Genomic DNA, 20,442 nt, shown 5'->3' with positions numbered 1-20,442 from the left:
GCACCGTGCCTCCCGTCCGTGACGTGGATGCGTCGAGAACGGTCAGGGCTTCGTGATGAAGCCCTCCTTCACCATCCAGTCGAAGGCGACGTCGGCCGGCTCGCGCCCCTCGACGTCGACCTGACGGTTCAGCTCCTGCAGCACCGCGTCGGTGAGCTTCGGCGAGATCTGGTCGTAGATCCCCTCGAGCTGCGGGTACTCCTTGAGCGTCTTCGAGTCGATGACGGGCGCGACGTTGTACGCCGGGAAGAAGCCCTTGTCGTCCTCGAGCACCGTCAGACCGAGCGACTTGATGCGGCCGTCGGTGGTGAACACCTCACCGAAGTTGCACTTGCCGCGGTCGGTGGCCGTGTAGACCGTGCCGGTGTCGAGGATGCTGACGTTGCTGCTCGGCACGCCGTTCGACCCCGAGCCACCGAGCTCCAAGCCGTACTTCTTGAGCATCGGCTTGAAGCCGTCGGCACGCGAGTTGAACTCCGACTCGACGCAGAACGTGCGCTGGTCGACCGGCAGCTTCGTGATGTCGGAGAGCGTCTTGACGTTCCCGAGCTCCTTGACCGCTTCGTCACGGACGGCGAAGGCGTAGGTGTTGTTCATCGGCGCCGGGTTGAGCCAGGTCAGCCCGTTGCCGGCGTCCTCCTTCTTCACCGCCGTCCACTGCTCGGTCTTGTCCGGGATCCCCTTCGCGTGGCCCATGAAGGTCAGCCAAGCGGTGCCCGTGTACTCGTACGTGAAGTCGGCCGCGTGCGAGGTCATCAGCTCACGGACCGCGACACTGCCGGGCACGTTCGTCTCGTCGGTGACGTCGAACCCGGCGGCCTTGGCGGCGAGCACGGCGATCTTGCCGAGCACGAGCTGCTCGGTGAAGTTCTTCGACGTCACGGTGATGTGGGCGCCGGCCGGCAGGTCGTCGATGCGCTGGATGGAACCGGCACCGGCCTCGGGCACGAACGAGGTGGCGGGCTGCAGGCCGCAGCCGGTCAGGACGAGGGCGGTGGCACCGGCGACGAACGCGGCGGCTCCGACCCGGGTGCGGGTGCGGCGGGTGCGGCGGGTGCTGCGGGTGCTGCGGGTCATCGGAGTCCCTTCGGTCGTGCGACCGTCTCGACCACGCGGCCGAGCCAGTCGATGGAGAGGGCGAGCAGGGCGACCAGCAGGGCACCCGAGACGAGCACCTTCGGCAGGAACAGGGTCACGCCCGTGGTGATGAGCAGACCGAGTCCGCCCGCACCCACGAAGGTGGCCAGGCTCGCCGTGCCGACGAGCAGCACGAGCGCGGTCCGGATGCCGGAGAGCATGACCGGCACCGCGAGCGGGAGCTCGACGCGCATCAGCACGCTGAAGGCGCTCATGCCCATGCCACGACCGGCCTCGACCAGTCGGGCGTCGACGCTCTGCACGCCGATCATGGTGTTCCGGAGCACCGGCAGGATCGCGTAGAGGACGAGCGCGATGACGGCCGACCGCGTGTTCAGGCCGAGCCAGGCGGCGAGCAGCACGATGAGGCCGACGGCCGGGGCAGCCTGCCCGAAGTTCGCGACGGCGAGCACGTACGGGCTCGCCCGGCGCAGCGGGCCGCGGGTGAGCAGGACGCCCAGCGGGATGCCGATCACGAGCACGAGCACCGTCGACTGCAGGGTCAGGACGAGGTGCTGGCCGGTCAGGGAGAGGATGTCCGCCGGGTTGAGCGTCGTGCGCTCGGTCGGGGTCAGGTCCGCCGTCGCGAGCCACACCGCGAAGCCGGCCAGGACGACCAGGATCGCGATCGGCTGGAACAGCAGGCCCTTCCACGAGGTGCTCGCACCGGTGGCGGGACCGGCGACGGCGACTGCGCTCACAGGTCTTCTCCGGTGGGCATCGCCGACACCGGCGACGACGGCATGGTCTCGATCGGGTTCGTGTTCGTGCCGACCGGCGTGTAGGCCTGGTCGCCGGCGGCGGTCGCGCGGGAGCGGGTGATCGCCTCCATCACGGTCTCGACGGTGATGACCCCGCGGAACGCGTCGCGACGACCGGTGACCAGTGCGGCACCCGCGCTCGAGACGAGCATGGTGTCGAGCGCGTCGTTGAGGGTCGCGGCCTCGCCCACGACGGGCAGGCCGGGCTCGACGCCGTCGGGGATGCGGTCGAGGCGCTCGAGCTGGCGGCGCGACGGCCACCCGATCGGCCGCTGGCGGTGGTCGACGACGACGGCGTGCTGGTGCCCACCGGCCTCGTTCATCCGCTGCAGCACGGCCTTGACCTCTTCGCCGGGCGAGCACGTCACGGCCGACTCGACCTCGACGTCGCGCACGCGGTTCAGCGTGAGCTGCTTCAGACCGGCGCCGGAGCCGATGAAGTTCTCGACGAACTCGTTCGCCGGCTCCGCCAGGATCCGCTCCGGGGTGTCGTACTGCACGATGTGCGCACCCTCGGTGAAGATGACGATCCAGTCGCCGAGCTTCACGGCCTCGTCGAAGTCGTGCGTGACGATGACGATCGTCTTGTGCAGTTCCTCCTGGATACGCAGGAGCTCGTCCTGCAGGCGCTGGCGGGTGATCGGGTCGACCGCGCCGAACGGCTCGTCCATGAGCAGGACGGGCGGGTCCGCGGCGAGCGCACGGGCCACGCCGACGCGCTGCTGCTGGCCGCCGGAGAGTTCGCGGGGGAACCGGTCCCGGTAGGTGTCGGGGTCGAGCGAGACCAGGTCGAGCAGCTCGTCGACGCGCGCCGCGATCTTCTCCTTCGACCAGCCGAGCATCTTCGGCACGATCGCGATGTTCGCCGCGACGGTCATGTGCGGGAAGAGGCCGCCGGCCTGGATCACGTAGCCCATGCGGCGGCGGAGCTCGTCGCCGTCGATGCCCGTGACGTCGTCGTCGCCGACGACGATCCGGCCCTGGGTGGGCTCGATCAGGCGGTTGATCATCTTCAGCGTCGTCGTCTTGCCGCAGCCGGACGGGCCGACGAGCATGACGATCTTGCCAGCCGGGATCTCGAGCGTGATGCCGTCGACGGCGGGCTTCGACTGCCCGGGGTACCGCTTGGTGACCTCGTCGAGCAGGATGCTGCGCCCGGTGACGTCCCCGTCGGGCGCGGTGGTGGTGGCGGAGTCAGTGCTGGACACGGATACCTCTCGAGATGGTCAGGCGGCCGAGGCCGATGAGGAGCAGGTCGAGGACGAGGGCGAGCAGGACGACGCCGACCACCCCGACCACGACGGAGGACAGGGCGTTGGCGCCGCCGAGGCGGGACAGCCCGGAGAAGATGAAGCCGCCGAGTCCGGGGCCGAGCGCGTAGGCGGCGATGGCGGCGATGCCCATCACCATCTGTGCGGAGACGCGGACGCCGCTCAGGATGATCGGCCACGCCATCGGCAGTTCGATCTGCAGCAGGGTGCGGAACCGGCTCATGCCGACGCCGCGCGCCGACTCGACGACGGTGGGCGGGATCTCGGCGAGACCGACGACCGCGTTGCGCAGGATCGGCAGTGCGGCGAAGAAGACGACCGTGACGACCGACGGCAGGACGCCGAAGCCGAGCGGGACGATGAGCAGGCCGATGACGGCGAACGACGGCAGGGTGAGGCCGATGGCCGACACCCCGTTCGCGAACGCGGTCAAGCGCGGGCTGCGGTAGACGAGTGTGGCGAGCACCACGGCGATGACCGTGGCGAGGACGACGCACTGGACGACCAGTGAGAAGTGCTGCCACGATGCGAACCAGATCTGGTTCCATCGCTCCACGACGTACTGGAACACGGGTGGGCGCTCCCCTTCCGGTCGGCTGAACTGCCCACAGATCGGGGCACGAGCTCGGCCAAAGCTACGCAGCACCTGGACCGGTTGTACAACGCAACCCTGCCGAGGCGGCAGTTTCCCTCGCAGTTGCGATGAGGACAACCCCTGGTCAGAGGGGGAACACCAGGGCAAGCCTGGGAGAACGGTAACGATCGGGCTGGGTGCCCGGCTATGCGCTCAGGTCACGCAACCCGGCACGCTCCGCGATGTCGACGAGCTGCTCGCGCCACCGGACCCATTCGTCCGGCGTCTTGTCGGCCAGGTTGCCGTCGCCGTCGCCGGCCAGGCCGTCGAGCATCTCGCGCACGATGTCGGCGTGCCCGGCGTGCCGCGCGGTCTCGTAGGCCATGTGCACCAGGATCCGGTGCAGCGTGACGTGCCGGTGCTCCTCAGGCCACCACGACACGGTGCCCGTCGCGGTGAGGTCGAGCGCCTCGATGGTCGCGTCGGCGTGGGCGGCACTCCGGTGGTGGAAGGCCACGACGTCCGCCATCGTCTCGTCCAGCGGGGCGAACATGTCGTCGCCGTCCTCCGACTCGAGCCACGCGGGCGGGTCCGGCAGCGGGCGCCCGAACACCTCGCCGAAGTAGCCGGCCTGCACGCCCGCGACGTGCTTCACCAGCCCGAGGACGTTCGTGCCCGTCGGCGTCACCGGCCAGCGTGCCTGTCGCTCCGCCAGCCCGTCGAGCTTGGCCAGCAGTGCTGCTCGGTGCTTCTGCAGGTACCGGTGCAGCGTCTGCTTCACCGCGGCGTCGGCAGCCGCCTGGTCGGGGGTCGGCGCGGACCCCTCGTCCGACAGCAGCGCGTTGCCGCTGGCCGCCAGTGTGCTGGTGCTCGCGGGGTGCACCTCGGGGACCGCTTCGACGTCGCTCATGCCCCCGATCGTGCCACCCGGAGCTCCTGCAGGCGTGTCGATTCCTGCACCGCGACCCGTTCGGCCGTCAGCAGCAGCCCCGCGACCTCGGCACCGGAGCGTGCCGGGGCGTCGTTCCAGCTCGTCAGGTCGCGCACGCGCCCCATCCGGATGTCCGGCGCGGGGCACCACAGCACGGGCTCGCCCTCGTCGCGGGCCAGGGCGTGCCAGACGACGTCGAGCGCGTGCTGGACCCGCGGTGCGTGCACCGCGAGCGGCCCACCGGCTGCGGACACGACCGCACCGACCAGGCACGCGCCGACGAGCGGTCGGCCCTGCACGTCCATCGCGGCGGCACTGGAGGCCTTCCGCTCGTGGCCGTGCTCGTCGAGGTAGGCGAACCAGGCGTGCTGCACCCAGCCGCGCTCGACGACGGCGCGGGCGTCGGAGAGCAGGTGGACGAGTTCGCCGAGTTCGCGCACCCGGTCGTCGACCCGTCGCGCGCGTGCGGTGGCGCGGCGGTCCGCGAGTCGGTCGACCAGGCCGCGGAGACCGCGTCGGACGGGGGCGGGGGAGGCGTCGGTGGCGACGTCGTGCTGGACGCGGAGCTCGAGGGTCATGGCGGCCCCTCCGATCGACTGTGCACGGATGGTGCGGTCACGATAGCCCCGGGGAGACTCAGTCGTCCAGCACCGCGTCGATGCTCCGTCGGGCGACGCTCCGGAAGGCGTGTTCGTCGGCGGTCGCCAGGGCGGACGCGAGCGCCACCACCCACCCGCGGGCGCGCTGCCAGGTGGCGTCCGAGGCTGCGACGCGGGCACGGAACGCGCGTCGCCCAGGCTGGTCGAACGTCAACCAGGCGGTCGCGAGGTCGACGGCGGGATCGCCCGCGGTGACGTCCCCGAAGTCGATCACGGCTGACAGGTGGTCGACGCCAGCGGATGACGAGTCGACGAGCAGGTTGAAGGGGTGCAGGTCGCCGTGCACCCAGACAGGAGGCCCGGCGTGCGTCGGCGCCGCGGCTGCGGCCCGCCAGAGCGCGGCCAGCTCGCCGGCCCGGTGCACGTCGTGGCCATCGAGTCGCGCCAGCACCGCGTCGCTCCGCGACGCGAGCGGCACCGCACGGAACGGGTTCGCCGGGGCACCGGCCGGGGCCGCCACGTGCAGGAGCCCGACGAACGCGGCGAGCGCCTCGGCCACGGGGACCCCGGCCGCGCGTGCGCCGATCGGGGTGCCGGGGAGCCACGGCACGATGCTCCACGACCACGGGTACCCGAGGGCGGGTCGGCCGGTCCGCACCGGAGCCGGCACCGGGACGACCGACCCGACCCGGGCGGCGATGTCCGGCAGCCAGCGCTGTTCGTGCTCGACGAGGCGTGCGGCCAGCTGCCGGCGGGGGACCCGCACGGCCAGGTCGTCACCGAGACGCAGGACGACGTTGTCCCACCCGTTCGCGACGACCTCGAGCGACAGCCCGGCCAGGTCGGGGTGCTGGTCACGCAGCAGGGAGCGGACGAGCGGGACGTCGACGTCGACCTCGGCAGCGGGTGTGGGCACCGCGTCAGGCTAGTGGGCCGCCGGACACATGCCCGCGAACTGGGGCCGGTGGCGCGACCGGCTTCTCGGTAGTCTCAGAGGCGAGGTGACGTGGGTGTTTCCCTGGGGGGACCCGCGTCACTCCGGAGCGATGAGCGCGACGAGTCGCGGGATCTCCGGACGCAGCCGTTCGGTGACGAACGCGTCCAGCAGGACCGTCCAGAGTTCCCGCAGGCCCGCGAACAGGTCGGCCCGCCGCGTCATCACGTCCGAGACGGTCTGCACGCCCGTGTAGGCACGGACGACGACCCGGCCGACGAGCTCCGGGTCCCACCGCGGATCGAGCTCTCCCGCGTCGACCGCCTGCCGCGCGAACCCGGCGACCACCGCGGCCCAGTCGGTGTACGGGTCCCGCCGGTCCACGTCGCTCGCCGCCACGTCGGTCGACAGGCGCACCCCGGCGCTCACGACGACCTCGGTGGTCATCTGCACGGCGAGCCCCTGGCACAGCCACATGATCGACTCGAGCGGAGTGGTGCCCCGCGCCACCGCGGCCTCGCCGTACCGGCGCGAGATCGCGTGCTGCTCGGCGACGACGGCCCCCGCCATGTCGGCCTTCGACGTGAAGTGGAAGTACAGCGCACCCTTGGTCATCCCGATGCGTTCGGCGATGCCGTCCATCGAGGCTCCGACGTACCCGCGTTCGTCGAACTCCGCGGCCGCGCCCTCGATGATCGCGGTGCGGGTCGCGAGCGACCGCTGCTGCCGGGTCGGTCGGTCCTGCGCCATGGGGTCCGATCGTAGTCAGCGCACGCGATCGCCGGGGAGCCCTGGCCGCATTCGGCAGGCGTTCGGCCGCGTGCCCTACGGTCGGTCGCCATGGACGGATGGCGGAACCCTGCGCGCTGGGCACGGACGGGCCGGTGGCTGCTGCTGCCGATCGCGGTGCTCGACTGGGTCGCGCTCGCGCCGCAGACCATCGTGGTGCTCGCGTTCCTGATCGCCGTCGTCGGGCTCGCCGGCATGGCAGCGGCCCTGGTGGTGCACATGCTCGGTCGGTCCCGTGGGGCCATGGCCGCCCTCGGGGTCGTGCTGCTGCTCGGCGGCCTGGTGGTGTTCGGCCTCGACCCGTTCCCGGGCTCGTTCCCGCTCATCGCGTCGTGGTGGCCGGAGTCGATCACGCAGCCGCAGACCGTCGGCAGTGCTTACTGGCAGCTCGCCGGCCTGGGCATCGAGCTCGCCGGGTTCGGCCTGCTCGCCACCCTGCTCGTGGTCTCGCTGACCGGCACGCCACGCCCCCGGCAGGACCGCTTCCGCTCCTGACTGCCCCCGTGGCAACGCTCGGCGCCCGGACGTGCTCCGCGCTCAGAGTCGGGTGAGCACCACCAGCGTGACGTCGACCTCGGCGTCCACGGTGACCGCCGTGCGCACCCGCTCGATCACGCCCGCCCCGTCCGGAGCGGACCGCACCAGCGCGGCGAGGTCGTCCAGGCGGCGGGTCCCGTCCAGCGTCAGGACACCCTGCGTGCAGATCGCCAACCGGTCGCCGGGTGCCAGGTCGAGCGAGCCGGACGACCGGGGGATCGACACCGGCTGCAACCCGAGCGGCAGGTCGACCGGGCGCAGCACCCGAGCGGGCCCGTCCGCGGGGACGAGCACCGCGAGCCCGTGGCCGGCGTCGCCGAAGTCGACGTGCCCCGACGTCGGGTCGAGCCGCAGGTGGAAGAGCGAGCCGACGGCGTCCGCGGCCGACAGGTCGGCGGTGACCTGGGCCTCCAGGCCGACGATCGTGTCCTGCACCTCGGCACCGGTCCGCGCCACCACGGCGCCACGGACCACCGCGGCGAGCAGGCCGGACGCCGGTCCGGCGGCGCTCACCCGGCCGACGGTGACGTGCAGGGCGTCGTCCGGGGCGAGGCGCCAGTCGGCGACGTCACCCCCGCCACCGTCGTGCTGGGCGACCAGGACGTCGAGGGCGTACCCCGGCACCGCGACCGGGTCCGGCACCAGCCCGTCGAGCACCCGACGGACCCGTCCCAGGTCGATGGCGACGCCGAGTTCCCGCTCGGTCCACCGGGCGAGGTCACGCAGCAGGGCGACGTCCTCGGGGGAGAACGTGCGCGGCACCGCGTCCATCAGGCACAGCGTGCCCACCCGGGTGCCGTCGATCATGGTCAGTGGTGCGCCGGCGTAGAACCGGATGCCGTGCTCCGCCACCGCGGCCGTGTCGGCGAAGCGGGCGTCGAGCGACGCATCCGGGATCACCATCGGTTCGCGGGAGAGGACGGTCGTCGCGCAGAACTGCTCGCTCGCGGGGACGCTCGAGCCCTGGTGCCAGCCGAAGGTCGACTGGGTGGTGACGAGGTCGTGGTGGACGAGGTTGAGGAAGGTCAACGGGACGTCGAACGCCTCGTGGGCCATGCGGGTGATGCGGTCGAAGCGCTCCTCGGGTCCTGATCCCAAGATGGCGAGCGCCTCGATCACCGCGGTGCGGCGGTCCGCATCGGCGAGGTGGTTGGTCACCCGGCCTGTCTACCCGCATCGTCCGCCAGGAACCAGTCCCTCGGGTGGGGGTCGGCGGTCAGCGCGCGGCGCTCGGAAACCGGTGCAGCCCAGGCGGCGGCGTTCGACAGCACGCGCTGGATGTCCGGGTGGTGGTACACGGGGTACTCCTGGTCGCCCGGCGAGAAGTAGAAGACCCGGCCGAGACCACGGCGGTACGCGACGCCGGAGCGGAAGACCTCGCCGCCCGCGAAGGTCGACAGGAAGACCTCTTCGTCGGGGCGCGGGATGTCGAAGTACTCGCCGTACATCTCCTGCCGGTCGATGACGATCGGGTGCGGGACCCCGGCGGCGATCGGGTGCTCGGGCGCGACGGTCCAGACGAGTTCACGCTCGCCGTCGTTCCGCCACTTCAGCGAGCAGGTCGTGCCCATCAGGCGCTTGAACGGCTTGGAGTAGTGGCCGGAGTGCAGCACCACCAGCCCCATGCCGGCGTGCACGGCGTCGACGACCAGGTCGACGACGGCGTCGCGCACCTCGTCGTGGGCGACGTGCCCCCACCAGAACAGCACGTCCGTGGTGGCCAGTCGTTCGGCGGTGATGCCGTGGTCGGGTTCCTGCAGGGTGGCGGTGGAGACGTCGGCCCCGGGCTGCGACTGCCGGAGCGCCTCGGCGATCACGGTGTGCATGCCGTCGGGGTAGTGCCCGGTGACCGTCGCGTCACCGCGGGTCTCGTGCACGTTCTCGTTCCAGACGACGATGTTCAGGGGACGGTTCTCGGTCGACGGCGACATGGGACCAACGCTACCCGTGATCGGATTGCGCAGACACTGGCGTTTTCTGATCGTTTCGCCTAGCTTCAGATCACAAACGCGCAGACGGCGGTACCAGGGGGTACCGATCCCCGTCCGCGCCGAGGACAGGGGCTCGTCCGATGCAGCACCGAACCATCACCACCGTCGCGCTCGCGGCGGTGCTCGCACTCGCCGTACCGACCACCGCGTGGGCATCGCCCACCGGTCACCACCAGCAGCGGACCGCGACCACCTCGACCGTGACCTACACGGCGAGCGACGCGGTCATCCCGAACCCCTCGCGCGGGTTCGACCACACCACCGAGACGCACTACCGCGCCGACGGCACCGGGTACACGCCGCTCGACGCCGCGACGCTCCGGGGCTACCGGGCCGAGGGCGTCACCCAGGTCGTCCGGGTGTTCTACATGGAGGCGTTCGTCCAGCAGCGGCAGCTCAGCCCGGCCTGGCTCGCGCTCGTGCAGCACGACTACGACACCGCACGTGCAGCCGGCGTGGGTGTGATCACCCGGTTCGCGTACGTCCAGGGCGGCTCGTACCCGTACTCGGCGCCCTACGGGGACGCCGACCTGCCGACCGTGCTCGCGCACATCGAGCAGCTCACCCCGACGCTCCGCCGGAACGCCGACGTCATCCCGACCCTGCAGGGGGGCTTCATCGGGCTCTGGGGCGAGGGCTACTACACCGACCACTTCGCCAGCGACCCGGCGAACCCGGGGGTGCTGACCGAGGCCGACAAGGACGCCAGACGCCAGGTCCTGCAGGCCGAGCTCGCCGCCCTGCCGTCCAGCCGATCGGTCCAGGTCCGCACCATGCAGATGAAGCAGGACGCGCTCCGCACCCCGTCCGGCACAGCCGGGGCGCTCACCCCGGAGCAGGCGCACGACGGTTCCCCGGCGTCGCGGATCGGCCACCACAACGACTGCTTCCTCGCCTCGGCGGACGACTTCGGCACGTTCCTGAGCAACCCGCTGTCCCTCGACCAGGACTACCTGGCGGCGGAGTCGCGGTACGTCCCCGTCGGCGGTGAGACCTGCGCCGTGAACACGCCGCGGACCGACTACCCGTCCGCCTCGGCCGAGATGGCGAAGTACCACTACAGCTACCTCAACCTGGACTACAACAAGGACGTCCTGGCGACCTGGGGCACGGACGGCATGACCGACGCCGCGAAGAAGCTCGGCTACCGCTTCACCATGACCTCGAGCACCGCCACCTCGGGCGCGAAGGCGTCGGTGGCGGTGTCGATCCGGAACGACGGCTGGGCGGCGCCGTACAACAGCCGCCCGGTGCACCTCGTCCTGACCGACGGCGACCGCCGGGTGACCGTGCCCGTGGCCGCCGACGCGTCGTCCTGGCAGCCGGGACGGACCGTGACCGTCCGGGCGTCCCTCGCCGACGTGCCGAACGGGCGCTGGAGCGTCGCACTGGCCCTGCCCGCACCGGAGGCCTCGGTGGCGGCGGACCCCGCGTTCGCGATCCAGACGGCGAACACCGGCACGTGGGACGCGAGCACGGGCGTGAACCGCCTCGGTCAGACGGTGGTCGTGCAGCACTGAGCAGACCTGCAGCGCGCCCCGGGTCGGACGATCCGGGGCGTTCTGCTGTCTGTCAACCGGGTCCGCCACGATTGACGGCATGACTCCGCGCTCCCTGTTCCGCGCCGCCGCGGTGGCCGAACTCGTGACCTGGACCCTGCTCATCGCCGGGATGGTGCTCAAGTACGGACTGGACGCCGGCGACTGGGGCGTCCGCATCGGCGGCGGCGTGCACGGCTTCGTGTTCCTGGCGTACCTGGTGGTCACGACGGTCGTCGCCGTGAACCAACGGTGGTCGTTCGGGGCGCTCGTGCTCGGCTGGGTCAGTGCCGTCGTGCCGTACGCCACCGTGCCGTTCGAGGTCGCGGTCGCCCGCCGCGGCATGCTCGAGGGGTCGTGGCGCCGCTCGCCGGACGCCCACTCGGGCTTCTGGGACCGCCTGCTGTTCTTCGTCGTGCGTCGTCCCGCGGTGGCCGCCGGCATCGGGGTCGTGGCCGTCGCCCTGGTCTTCACCGGGCTGCTGGCCGTCGGCCCGCCCGTGCCGTCGCGCGGCTGAGGCGACGAGCGCCCCCCGGCTGATCAACGAGTGAGCAGAAGACGTCCGGTTCGCAAGCGGGACCCGACGTCTTCTGCTCACTCGACGCGGCCGTGGTCGCGACCACGGACGGACGGGAGGTGGGCCCCACCAGCCGGTACCGGCGCACCGCGCCAGCGGGGTGACGGCCGTGCCTGGAGGGACGGTGCCAGCTGGCACCGGGCCTCCCGTCCGTGGGCTGGGCGCTGCTAGAGCGCTGCCAGCGCCGCGTTCAGCGTGGCGGACGGGCGCATGACCGCGCTCGTCTTGGCGTCGTCGGGGCGGTAGTAGCCACCGATGTCTGCCGGGTGGCCCTGCACCGAGACGAGCTCGTCGACGATGGTGCGCTCCTGCTCACCGAGCTTCGCCGCGAGGTCCGCGAACGACGCCGCGAGCTCGGTGTCCTGGGTCTGCGCGGCGAGCTCTTCGGCCCAGTACTTCGCCAGGTAGAAGTGGCTGCCGCGGTTGTCGATCGAGCCGAGCTTGCGGCCAGGGGACTTGTCCTGTTCCAGGAACGTCCCGGTGGCACGGTCGAGGGTCTCGCCCAGGATCTTCGCCCGCTCGTTGCCCGTCACACCGGCCAGGTGCTCGAGGCTGACCGCCAGGGCCAGGAACTCGCCCAGGCTGTCCCAGCGCAGGTAGTTCTGCTGCACGAGCTGCTGCACGTGCTTCGGCGCGGAACCACCGGCGCCGGTCTCGAACAGGCCGCCGCCGCCGAGCAGCGGGACGACGGAGAGCATCTTCGCCGAGGTGCCGAGCTCCATGATCGGGAACAGGTCGGTCAGGTAGTCGCGCAGGACGTTGCCGGTGACCGAGATGGTGTCCTCGCCGCGGCGGATCCGCTCGAGCGAGAAGCGCATGGCGTCCTCGGGCGCGAGGATCTCGATCTGCAGGCCGTCGGTGTCGTGCTCGCCGAGGTACTTCCGGACGAGCCCGATCAGGTTGGCGTCGTGCGCGCGGGTCTCGTCGAGCCAGAACACGGCGGGCGTCGAGGAGGCACGGGCGCGGGTGACGGCGAGCTTGACCCAGTCGCGGATGGCGACGTCCTTGGTCTGGCAGGCGCGCCAGATGTCACCGGGCTCGACGTCGTGCTCGATGACGACGTCGCCCGAGGCGGTCGTGACGCGGACGACACCGGCGCCGGGGAGCTCGAAGGTCTTGTCGTGCGAGCCGTACTCCTCGGCCTTCTGTGCCATCAGGCCGACGTTGGGCACGGAGCCCATCGTCGACGGGTCGAAGGCGCCGTGGGCGCGGCAGTCGTCGAGCACGGCCTGGTAGATGCCGGCGTAGCTCGAGTCGGGGATGACGGCGAGGGTGTCGTGCTCGTCGCCGTCCGGACCCCACATGTGGCCCGAGGTGCGGATCATCGCGGGCATCGAGGCGTCGACGATGACGTCGCTCGGTACGTGCAGGTTCGTGATGCCCTTGTCCGAGTCGACCATGGCGAGCTCGGGGCCGTCGGCGATGCCCTGCTTGAAGGCACGCTCGATCTCGGCGCCGTTCGGCAGCGCACCGAGGCCGGCGAGGATCGAGCCGAGGCCGTCGTTCGGGGTGAGGCCGGCGGCGGCGAGGTCGGCGCCGTAGCGCTCGAACACCGACGGGAAGAACGCCTTGATGACGTGGCCGAAGATGATCGGGTCCGAGATCTTCATCATCGTGGCCTTGAGGTGCACGGAGAACAGGACGTCCTCGGCCGCGGCACGCTCGATCTGCTTCCGCAGGAACGACTCGAGGGCGGCGACGTGCAGCACGGTGCCGTCGACGACCTCGCCCTGCAGCACGGGGATCGACTGCTTGAGGACCTGCTCGGTGCCGTCCTCGGCCACGAAGGTGATCGTCAGGACGTCGTCGGCGGGGGCGATCCAGGACTTCTCGTTCGACCGGAAGTCGTCGACGCCCATGGTGGTGACGTTCGTCTTCGAGTCACGCGACCAGGCGCCCATGCGGTGCGGGTGCTTGCGGGCGTAGTTCTTGACCGACAGGGGTGCGCGGCGGTCGGAGTTGCCCTCGCGCAGCACCGGGTTGACGGCGCTGCCCTGGACGCGGCCGTAGCGGGCGCGGATCTCGCGCTGCTCGTCGGTCGTGGCCTCGTCCGGGTAGTCGGGCAGGTCGTAGCCCTGCGCCTGCAGTTCCTTGATCGCGACCTTGAGCTGGGGGATCGACGCCGAGATGTTCGGCAGCTTGATGATGTTCGCCTCGGGGGTCTTCGCCAGGTCGCCGAGCTCGGCGAGGGCGTCGTCCAGGCGCTGCTCGTCGGTGAGCCGCTCCGGGAACTGGGCGATGATCCGGCCGGCGAGCGAGATGTCGCGGGTCTCGACGTCGACACCCGCGGTGCCGGCGAAGGCCTGGATGACCGGGAGGAAGGAGTGGGTGGCGAGGAACGGCGCCTCGTCCGTGAGGGTGTAGATGATCTTGGCCATGCTGGCGGGTACTCCCTTGTTCGACCGTCGGTACGACCACGGTACTCGTGGCGCAGGATGTCTCGACATCAAGATACATCGCCCCCCGGGGTGGGGCGTGAGCGCGTCAGTCGCCGAGCGAGACGCGGAACACCCGGACGCCCGCGGCACGGAGCCCGGCGAGGCCGAGCCGCATGCGGAGGGGCCGGAAGGGGCGTCGGAACCCGGACGACGCCGAGGCCGCGTCGATCTGGTGCAGGACCTCGGACGTCAGGGTGCGCTCGAGCTTCGGTGCGAGGCGGGTCACCCCGGACACCGTGACGACGATGCGCACGGCGTGCGGCGCGAGCAGCGGCGCGATGAGCTCGGCCGCCGCCTGGGCCCGGTGGAACGCGGGGTCGTCGCCGGGGCGACGGATCGCGATGACGGCGAGCGCGGCATCCCAGGTCTCCTCGGGGTCCGGCAGGTCGTCGACCCCGATGACCCGCATCCGTGCGGCGTCGATGCCGGCGCGCACGGCCGCGGCCCGGAGCACGGGCAGGAGTTCCTGGGTACCGGCCAGCACGACGTCGGCCGACGACAGGTCGACCGTTCCGTACCGCTCGCGCGGCGTTCGGGCCATGGTGCGGGTCCTTCCGTCGCTTTCCCTCGACCGTACTGATCGGGGCGGCCCGGGGGACGCGGCAGCACAGGGTGATCAGGCCCCTCCCAGCCGACTCGGTAACGAAAAGATCACGGAAGGGCCTGTACAAAGCGACAGAGTCGTGCAGAATGGTTGGCGGCCATGACGACTGCACCCGAACCCGAACAGCACCCGGCGACCCCGGTGGTGCACCTGTCCCGTCGCGCCGCCCTCGAAGCCGAGCGCGCAGCCGCCCGCGGACCGCAGCGTCGCAGCAAGGCGGCTCCGGCGGCGAAGGTCGCGAACCCAGCCAAGGTCGCCAAGCCTGCCAAGGTCGCGAAACCCGCCAAGCCAGCGAAGCCCCTCGTCCTCGCCACCACCGAGCCGACCGGCCGCCGCGCCGCAGCCGCGCGCGCCACCACCGAGCACGTCGACGACCGCATCCAGCGCGTGGTCCGCCGCCCCGCACCCCGGGCAACCCGCACGGCGACCGCACCCAGGGCCTCCCGGTCGGCCCGCGCCGGACGCATCACGCTCACCAGCGCCGCCGCCGCCATCGCGATGTTCGCCGCGTCGGCGATGCCCGCACACGCCAGCGCCGGCACCTCGATGGCCACCTCGACCATCGCGCCGATCGTGCGCACCCAGGACTATGCCGTGACCCAGGCGGTCACGGCCGCCGGCTCCGACCGCGACGGGTTCACCGTCGGCGGCGGGTCGACCGTCACGACGAAGACGGCAGGGTCCTCCGGCACCGCCGGTGGCGCCGTGTCGTTCGGCGGCGCGGTCCGCTCGCCGTTCCCCGGCCCCGTGCAGATGAGCTCCGGCTTCGGCTACCGCTCGGCACCGTGCGGCGCGTGCTCGTCGCTGCACCAGGGCCTCGACTTCACCCCGGGCATGGGGACGCCGATCGGTGCCGTCGCCGCGGGCAAGGTCCGGGTCTCCGGCACGTACTTCTCGTACGGCAACGCGGTCATCATCGACCATGTGGTCGACGGCCGTCAGGTGTCCACGCTGTACGGCCACATGATCCCCGGGTCGTCGCCGCTCAAGGTCGGCGACACCGTCGCGGCCGGACAGTTCATCGGACTCGTCGGGTCCTCCGGCGTCTCGACCGGCGCGCACCTGCACCTCGAGGTCCTGATGGACGGCGTCACGCCGATCGACCCGAAGGCGTGGCTCGAGGCCCGCATCGGTCGCTCGCTCACCCTGTAGCGACCACGCCCCGTCGCCGCGCGACGATCCACAGCCGTTGTCGAGCACCAGCACGGTGATGTCCCAGTCGTCCTGTGCAGACTCACAGGCATGGACGATCCCCACAGACCGCCCGCCCGTCGTCGATCCGAGGAAGCTGCCCGCTGATGGGCGCCGACACCTGGATCGCCTTCGGGCTCGTCATCCTCTTCGTGCTCGTCGGCGGGGTCTTCGCGGCCGCCGAGATCGCACTCGTCTCCCTGCGTGAATCGCAGCTGCAGCAGCTCGAACGCCGCGGCCCCCGGGGCGTGCGGGTCGCCGAGCTCGGCCGCGACCCGAACCGGTTCCTGTCCGCCGTGCAGATCGGTGTGACCGTCGCCGGGTTCTTCTCCGCCGCGTACGGAGCGTCGTCGATCGCGCCCGACGTCGCGCCGCTCTTCCAGGGACTCGGGCTCGAGCGGGGCACGTCCGAGGCAGTTGCCCTCGTGCTCATGACCCTGGTCATCGCGTACCTGTCGCTCGTGTTCGGCGAACTCGTGCCGAAACGCCTCGCCCTGCAGCGTGCCGAGGGCTTCTCGATGGCCGTCGCCCCGACCCTGGAGCGCTTCGCGGTGCTGATGCGGCCGGTGATCTGGCTGCTCTCGAAGTCCACCGACACCGTCGTGCGACTGCTCGGTGGCGACCCGAACGCCCGCAGCGAGTCGATGAGCACCGAGGAGCTCCGCGGCCTGGTCGACGAGCACACCGGCGTCGACGAGCAGGGACGCCGGATCGCCCGCAGCGCCCTGGACGCCGGTGACCGCATCCTGCGCGAGTCCATGCGCCCCTGGTACGACGTCTCGACGCTGGACGCCGGCGTCTCCGTCGCCGAGGCCACCGACCAGGCCATCGCGGCCGGGCACACGCGGTACCTCGTGACCTCCGGCGGGCGTGACGAGGTGCAGGGCTTCGTGCACCTCCGTGACCTGCTGCGTCCGGTCGACCCCGCGGCCCCCGTCGCCACGCTCGTCCGGCCGGTGCTCGCCCTGCCCGAGACGAAGTCGCTGTCGAGTGCGATCGCGGACATGCGCACCGACGGCCACCAGATCGCCCTGGTCGTCGACGAGTACGGCGGCAGCGCGGGCATGGTCACGCTCGAGGCGCTGCTCGAAGACCTCGTCGGTCGGATCAGGGACGAGTGGGACACCGCCGAGCACGACGAGTCCGTGCTGGCGCACGACGGCGTCGACGGCGCCACGGTGCTCGAGGACCTGGCAGCGGACGGCGGACCGGTGCTGCCGGACGGCGACTACGAGACGGTCGGCGGGCTCGTGCAGGTGCAGCTGGACCGCGTGCCCGAGGTCGGCGACGTCGTCGTGTCCGGCGGCCATCGCCTCGAGGTGACCGCCATGGACGGTCACCGGGTCGCGCGCGTGCGCATCGGAGCCGACGCCGCGCCCTGATCGCGGCCCCACGGCGGACGGGAGGCCCGTGGCGGCAGGCGGTCGTAACACCCCGCGGGGCGCCGGCGAGCGGTCACAGGTCGTCGCCTGCGGCGCCACCAGCCGACAGGTCGCGACCACCCGGCGGGCAGCATGCGACGTGTCGTGACCGGTCGGGCACGGCCGGTCACGCAACGGAACGCGACCAGACGGCGGACGGGAGGCGCGTGGCGGGGCCGTCCCGCGCCTCCCGTCCGCTCCGGGTGGTCACAACACCCCGCCAGACGCCGACGAGCGGTCACAGGCCGTCGCCTGCGGCGCCACCAGCCGACAGGTCGCGACCACCCGGCGGGCAGCACGCGACGCGTCGTGACCAGTCGGCGACGGCCGGCGGCCCCGCCACGGCCCTCCCGCCCGCGTGCCGCACGGCCCGGGCACGTACGCTCGTCGCATGGGTATCGACGTGCGCAACGAGATCCGCGACTTCCTGTCCTCCAGGCGGGCGCGGCTCACCCCCGAGCAGGTCGGCATGCCGTCGTTCGGCGGCGGGGTGCGGCGGGTCCCCGGGCTGCGTCGGCACGAGGTCGCCATGCTCGCCGGCGTCAGCGTCGACTACTACACGCGGCTCGAGCGCGGCTCGCTCAAGGGCGTCTCGGACAGTGTGCTCGAGGGTCTGGCGAGCGCCCTGCAGCTCGACGAGGACGAGCGTGCGCACCTGTGGGACCTGACGCGCCTGGCGAACTCCGGCGCGAAGGTCATGCACCGGAACGTGCCGACCCGCGTCCGCCCCGGCGTCCAGCGCCTGCTCGACGCGATCACCGGCGCCCCGGCCTGGGTGCGGAACGAGCGCGGGGACGTCGTCGCGACGAACGAACTCGGCCGTGCCCTGTACGCACCGCTCTTCGCCGGCCCCGGGCGCCCGGTCAACACCGCACGCTTCACGTTCCTCGACCCGGCGGCCCGCGACTTCTTCCCGGACTGGGCACAGACCGCGAAGGACGCCGTGGCCGTGCTCCGGACCGCCGCGGTGTCGAACCCCTGCGAGCCGGGGCTCATCACGCTCGTCGGTGAGCTCTCCACCCGGAGCGAGGAGTTCCGCGGCTGGTGGGCCGCACACGACGTCCGGATGCAGCGGACCGGCAAGAAGCGCATCGACCACCCGATCGTGGGGGAGCTCCGACTGTCCTACGAGGCGCTCGACCTGGTCGCCGACCCCGGTCTGACGCTGTTCTCGTACTCGGCCGAACCGGGCAGCGACTCCGAGCGGTCGCTCGCGCTGCTCGGCAGCTGGGCCGCGACGGAACGGGCCGAGCAGTACGCGGCCGTCCGCGAGTCGGAGTCCGAGTCCGAGTCCGTCGACTGACCCGGCCCGCCGACGGGCAGGTGCGTCAGCGCCGCGATCGGACCGTCAGGCCTGGGGCGGGACGTCGCCGTCGAACAGCTCCGGTGAGCGCATCCGCTCGATGCGCAGCTGACGCTCCGTCGCCGACAACCGCAGCACGCGGATCGCGGCGAACACGAGCACGATGAGGGCGACGGCCAGCACGGCGAGCGCCAGCACGAACAGGGCGTACAGGACGACGACGAATCCGAGACCACTGTCTGCGAGCATCTGCCGAAGATAGCAGCGCGGGTTCGTAGGGTGGGGACGTGACCAGGACGACGGACGGCTCAGCAGGGGATGCGGACCGTCGGCAGCACCGCCGGCCCGAGCCCGCATTCGCCCGTGCGGTCGCGAAGGCCCTCGGCGACGCCCGGACCGTGCTCGACGTCGGTGCCGGTGCCGGTGCCGGTGCCGGTGCCGGTGCCGCCGGGTCCTACGCGCCGACCGACCGCGACGTGACCGCGGTGCAGGCCGCCGAGGACCTTCCCTTCGCCGACGACACCTTCGACGCCGCGGTGTCGACCTTCTCGCTGCATGGGTGGGCCGACCTCGAGCGCGGGCTCGCCGAGGTGCGTCGGTTGACCCGAGGGCCGATCGTGCTCGTGACGTTCGACCCCGACCGCATCGAGCGCTCCTGGCTCGCCGAGTACGCCCCCGAGGTGCTGGCGGCCGAGGCCCGTCGCCACCCGGCACTGCCCCGGATCGCCGACGCGCTCGGCGACGACACCGTGACGAGCACCCCGCTGCCGATCCCGTTCACGTGCGTCGACGGGTTCTCCGAGGCGTACTACGCCCGCCCGGAACGCCTGCTCGACCCAGCCGTGCGCCGCGCGGACCCGGCATGGGACCTGGTCGACGAGTTCACCGTCCGGCGGTCGGTCGCTGCGCTACGGACCGCGCTGGAATCGGGGGAGTGGGACCGACGGCACGGGTCGCTCCGGATCCGCCCGACGGACGAGGGCTCCGTCGTCCTGGTCACGGCGACGCCGAACTGACCGCGGACGATCAACGCGGCGGCACCGGCCCGGCCCGGGCTTGACACCCGGTCGTAGGCTGGTCGGGTGAGCTTCCAGGAGGTGGTCGGCGCCCGTATCGCCGGCATCAGGGCGTGAGGCCCCCGGTCGTGCCCTCGGGCGCGGCCGTCCTCGTCGAACCCTGACCTCCTCCGCCCGGTGCGGTGTGCGTCCGCACACCCCGGGCCTGCTCGAAAGCGATCACCCATGCTCCCCATCGTGGAGAAGACCCTCCGCACGTCCTTCGTCAACGCCTCCCGCAAGGAGACGACCGACATCACACTGCCCGCCGGCTTCGAGACGCTCGACTGGGACGCGCTCGACTACCTCGGCTGGCGCGACCCGAAGATCGGTCGGCGGGCGTACGCCGTCGTGCCGACCCTGGACGGCGAACTGATCGGCATCCTGTTCCGGCAGGCCGAGGCCTCGCCGCGCTCCCGCGCCCAGTGCTCGTGGTGCCAGGACGTCAAGCTGCCGAACGACGTCACGTTCTACAGCGCCAAGCGGTCCGGGCCGGCCGGTCGCAACGGCAACACCGTCGGCACCCTGGTGTGCCAGGACTTCCAGTGCTCGCGGAACGTCCGGAAGCTGCCGCCGCCCGCCTACGAGGGCTACGACGTCGAGGCAGCGCGGCTCCGGCGCATCGAGGACCTGCAGGTCCGGGCCGCGTCCTTCGCCGCCGAGGTCTGAGACGCCGGCGTGCTCGCAAGACGCCGCCGAGTCAGCGAGACGCCGCCGGATTCGGGGGCGTCACGCGCTGACGCCGGCGTCTCGCGTCCGCAAACGCGACTGACGACGGACGGGAGGCCCGG

General features: G+C 71.9%; 21 protein-coding genes. 8 read left to right on the top strand and 13 right to left on the bottom strand.

The features are described 5' to 3' along the window. Positions 1–42: 42 nt before the first annotated feature. The 8 genes from H489_RS31935 to H489_RS31900 form a co-directional block, all read right to left on the bottom strand. Positions 43–1,077, bottom strand: coding sequence for a glycine betaine ABC transporter substrate-binding protein (locus tag H489_RS31935; RefSeq protein ID WP_017887901.1), 1,035 nt, complete (start codon positions 1,075–1,077; stop codon positions 43–45). Next, entirely contained in the window at positions 1,074–1,838 is a 765-nt protein-coding gene (locus H489_RS31930) for an ABC transporter permease (protein WP_017887900.1), read from the bottom strand. The genes H489_RS31935 and H489_RS31930 overlap by 4 nt, the downstream gene beginning before the upstream one ends. Beyond that, positions 1,835–3,106, bottom strand: a complete 1,272-nt coding sequence (locus H489_RS31925; RefSeq protein WP_017887899.1) for an ABC transporter ATP-binding protein — start codon at positions 3,104–3,106, stop codon at positions 1,835–1,837. The genes H489_RS31930 and H489_RS31925 overlap by 4 nt, the downstream gene beginning before the upstream one ends. Further along, positions 3,093–3,740, bottom strand: coding sequence for an ABC transporter permease (locus H489_RS31920; protein WP_017887898.1), 648 nt, complete (start codon positions 3,738–3,740; stop codon positions 3,093–3,095). The genes H489_RS31925 and H489_RS31920 overlap by 14 nt, the downstream gene beginning before the upstream one ends. 208 nt (positions 3,741–3,948) lie before the next feature. Then, complete coding sequence (locus H489_RS31915; RefSeq protein WP_017887897.1) at positions 3,949–4,653, bottom strand: DinB family protein; 705 nt, start codon at positions 4,651–4,653, stop codon at positions 3,949–3,951. Further along, positions 4,650–5,252: a hypothetical protein gene (locus H489_RS31910; protein WP_017887896.1), complete on the bottom strand. Its 603-nt coding sequence runs from the start codon at positions 5,250–5,252 to the stop codon at positions 4,650–4,652. The genes H489_RS31915 and H489_RS31910 overlap by 4 nt, the downstream gene beginning before the upstream one ends. Positions 5,253–5,310: 58 nt before the next feature. Then, positions 5,311–6,189, bottom strand: coding sequence for an aminoglycoside phosphotransferase family protein (locus tag H489_RS31905; RefSeq protein WP_017887895.1), 879 nt, complete (start codon positions 6,187–6,189; stop codon positions 5,311–5,313). Positions 6,190–6,306: 117 nt separating this feature from the next. Next, positions 6,307–6,957 (bottom strand): ScbR family autoregulator-binding transcription factor, encoded by a 651-nt coding sequence (locus H489_RS31900; protein ID WP_017887894.1) that lies wholly within the window; start codon positions 6,955–6,957, stop codon positions 6,307–6,309. A gap of 90 nt (positions 6,958–7,047) precedes the next feature. On the opposite strand from H489_RS31900, the gene H489_RS31895 reads away from it, so the two are divergent. Beyond that, positions 7,048–7,491, top strand: a complete 444-nt coding sequence (locus H489_RS31895) for a hypothetical protein (RefSeq protein WP_017887893.1) — start codon at positions 7,048–7,050, stop codon at positions 7,489–7,491. 42 nt (positions 7,492–7,533) lie between these two features. On the opposite strand, the gene H489_RS31890 is transcribed toward H489_RS31895, so the two are convergent. Both H489_RS31890 and H489_RS31885 read right to left on the bottom strand, forming a co-directional pair. Then, complete coding sequence (locus tag H489_RS31890) at positions 7,534–8,691, bottom strand: PP2C family protein-serine/threonine phosphatase (RefSeq protein WP_017887892.1); 1,158 nt, start codon at positions 8,689–8,691, stop codon at positions 7,534–7,536. After that, entirely contained in the window at positions 8,688–9,464 is a 777-nt protein-coding gene (locus H489_RS31885) for a ThuA domain-containing protein (RefSeq protein ID WP_017887891.1), read from the bottom strand. The genes H489_RS31890 and H489_RS31885 overlap by 4 nt, the downstream gene beginning before the upstream one ends. Before the next feature lie 140 nt (positions 9,465–9,604). Between H489_RS31885 and H489_RS31880 the strand changes: the two genes are divergently transcribed. Together H489_RS31880 and H489_RS31875 are read left to right on the top strand one after the other, a co-directional pair. Continuing rightward, positions 9,605–11,044, top strand: coding sequence for a DUF4832 domain-containing protein (locus tag H489_RS31880; RefSeq protein ID WP_017887890.1), 1,440 nt, complete (start codon positions 9,605–9,607; stop codon positions 11,042–11,044). A gap of 79 nt (positions 11,045–11,123) precedes the next feature. Next, complete coding sequence (locus H489_RS31875; RefSeq protein WP_017887889.1) at positions 11,124–11,579, top strand: DUF3817 domain-containing protein; 456 nt, start codon at positions 11,124–11,126, stop codon at positions 11,577–11,579. A 227-nt stretch (positions 11,580–11,806) separates the two neighbouring features. On the opposite strand, the gene H489_RS31870 is transcribed toward H489_RS31875, so the two are convergent. Continuing rightward, positions 11,807–14,017 carry an NADP-dependent isocitrate dehydrogenase gene (locus H489_RS31870; RefSeq protein WP_017887888.1) on the bottom strand — a complete coding sequence of 737 codons (2,211 nt, stop codon included), beginning with the start codon at positions 14,015–14,017 and terminating at the stop codon, positions 11,807–11,809. 106 nt (positions 14,018–14,123) lie between these two features. Continuing rightward, positions 14,124–14,618 (bottom strand): hypothetical protein, encoded by a 495-nt coding sequence (locus tag H489_RS31865; RefSeq protein ID WP_017887887.1) that lies wholly within the window; start codon positions 14,616–14,618, stop codon positions 14,124–14,126. Positions 14,619–14,780: 162 nt separating this feature from the next. Here H489_RS31865 and H489_RS36985 point away from each other — a divergent pair, with 162 nt between their 5' ends. The 3 genes from H489_RS36985 to H489_RS0119580 all read left to right on the top strand — a co-directional run bounded on the left by H489_RS36985 (position 14,781) and on the right by H489_RS0119580 (position 18,596). Continuing rightward, positions 14,781–15,833, top strand: a complete 1,053-nt coding sequence (locus H489_RS36985) for a M23 family metallopeptidase (RefSeq protein ID WP_017887886.1) — start codon at positions 14,781–14,783, stop codon at positions 15,831–15,833. A 146-nt stretch (positions 15,834–15,979) separates the two neighbouring features. After that, positions 15,980–17,254, top strand: a complete 1,275-nt coding sequence (locus H489_RS31855) for a hemolysin family protein (protein ID WP_017887885.1) — start codon at positions 15,980–15,982, stop codon at positions 17,252–17,254. A 430-nt stretch (positions 17,255–17,684) separates the two neighbouring features. Then, positions 17,685–18,596, top strand: coding sequence for a helix-turn-helix transcriptional regulator (locus H489_RS0119580; protein ID WP_017887884.1), 912 nt, complete (start codon positions 17,685–17,687; stop codon positions 18,594–18,596). A gap of 45 nt (positions 18,597–18,641) precedes the next feature. Here H489_RS0119580 and H489_RS31850 read toward each other — a convergent pair whose 3' ends face one another. Continuing rightward, positions 18,642–18,845, bottom strand: coding sequence for a hypothetical protein (locus H489_RS31850; RefSeq protein WP_017887883.1), 204 nt, complete (start codon positions 18,843–18,845; stop codon positions 18,642–18,644). Between the two features lie 38 nt (positions 18,846–18,883). Here H489_RS31850 and H489_RS31845 point away from each other — a divergent pair, with 38 nt between their 5' ends. Both H489_RS31845 and H489_RS31840 read left to right on the top strand, forming a co-directional pair. Then, positions 18,884–19,612: a class I SAM-dependent methyltransferase gene (locus H489_RS31845; RefSeq protein ID WP_017887882.1), complete on the top strand. Its 729-nt coding sequence runs from the start codon at positions 18,884–18,886 to the stop codon at positions 19,610–19,612. A 225-nt stretch (positions 19,613–19,837) separates the two neighbouring features. Next, positions 19,838–20,320 carry an FBP domain-containing protein gene (locus H489_RS31840; RefSeq protein WP_017887881.1) on the top strand — a complete coding sequence of 161 codons (483 nt, stop codon included), beginning with the start codon at positions 19,838–19,840 and terminating at the stop codon, positions 20,318–20,320. Positions 20,321–20,442 lie beyond the last annotated feature (122 nt).

The organism is Curtobacterium flaccumfaciens UCD-AKU, assembly GCF_000349565.1.
GTDB classification, from domain to species: Bacteria; Actinomycetota; Actinomycetes; order Actinomycetales; family Microbacteriaceae; genus Curtobacterium; species Curtobacterium poinsettiae.
This window is presented reverse-complemented; position numbering and strand designations above follow the sequence as displayed.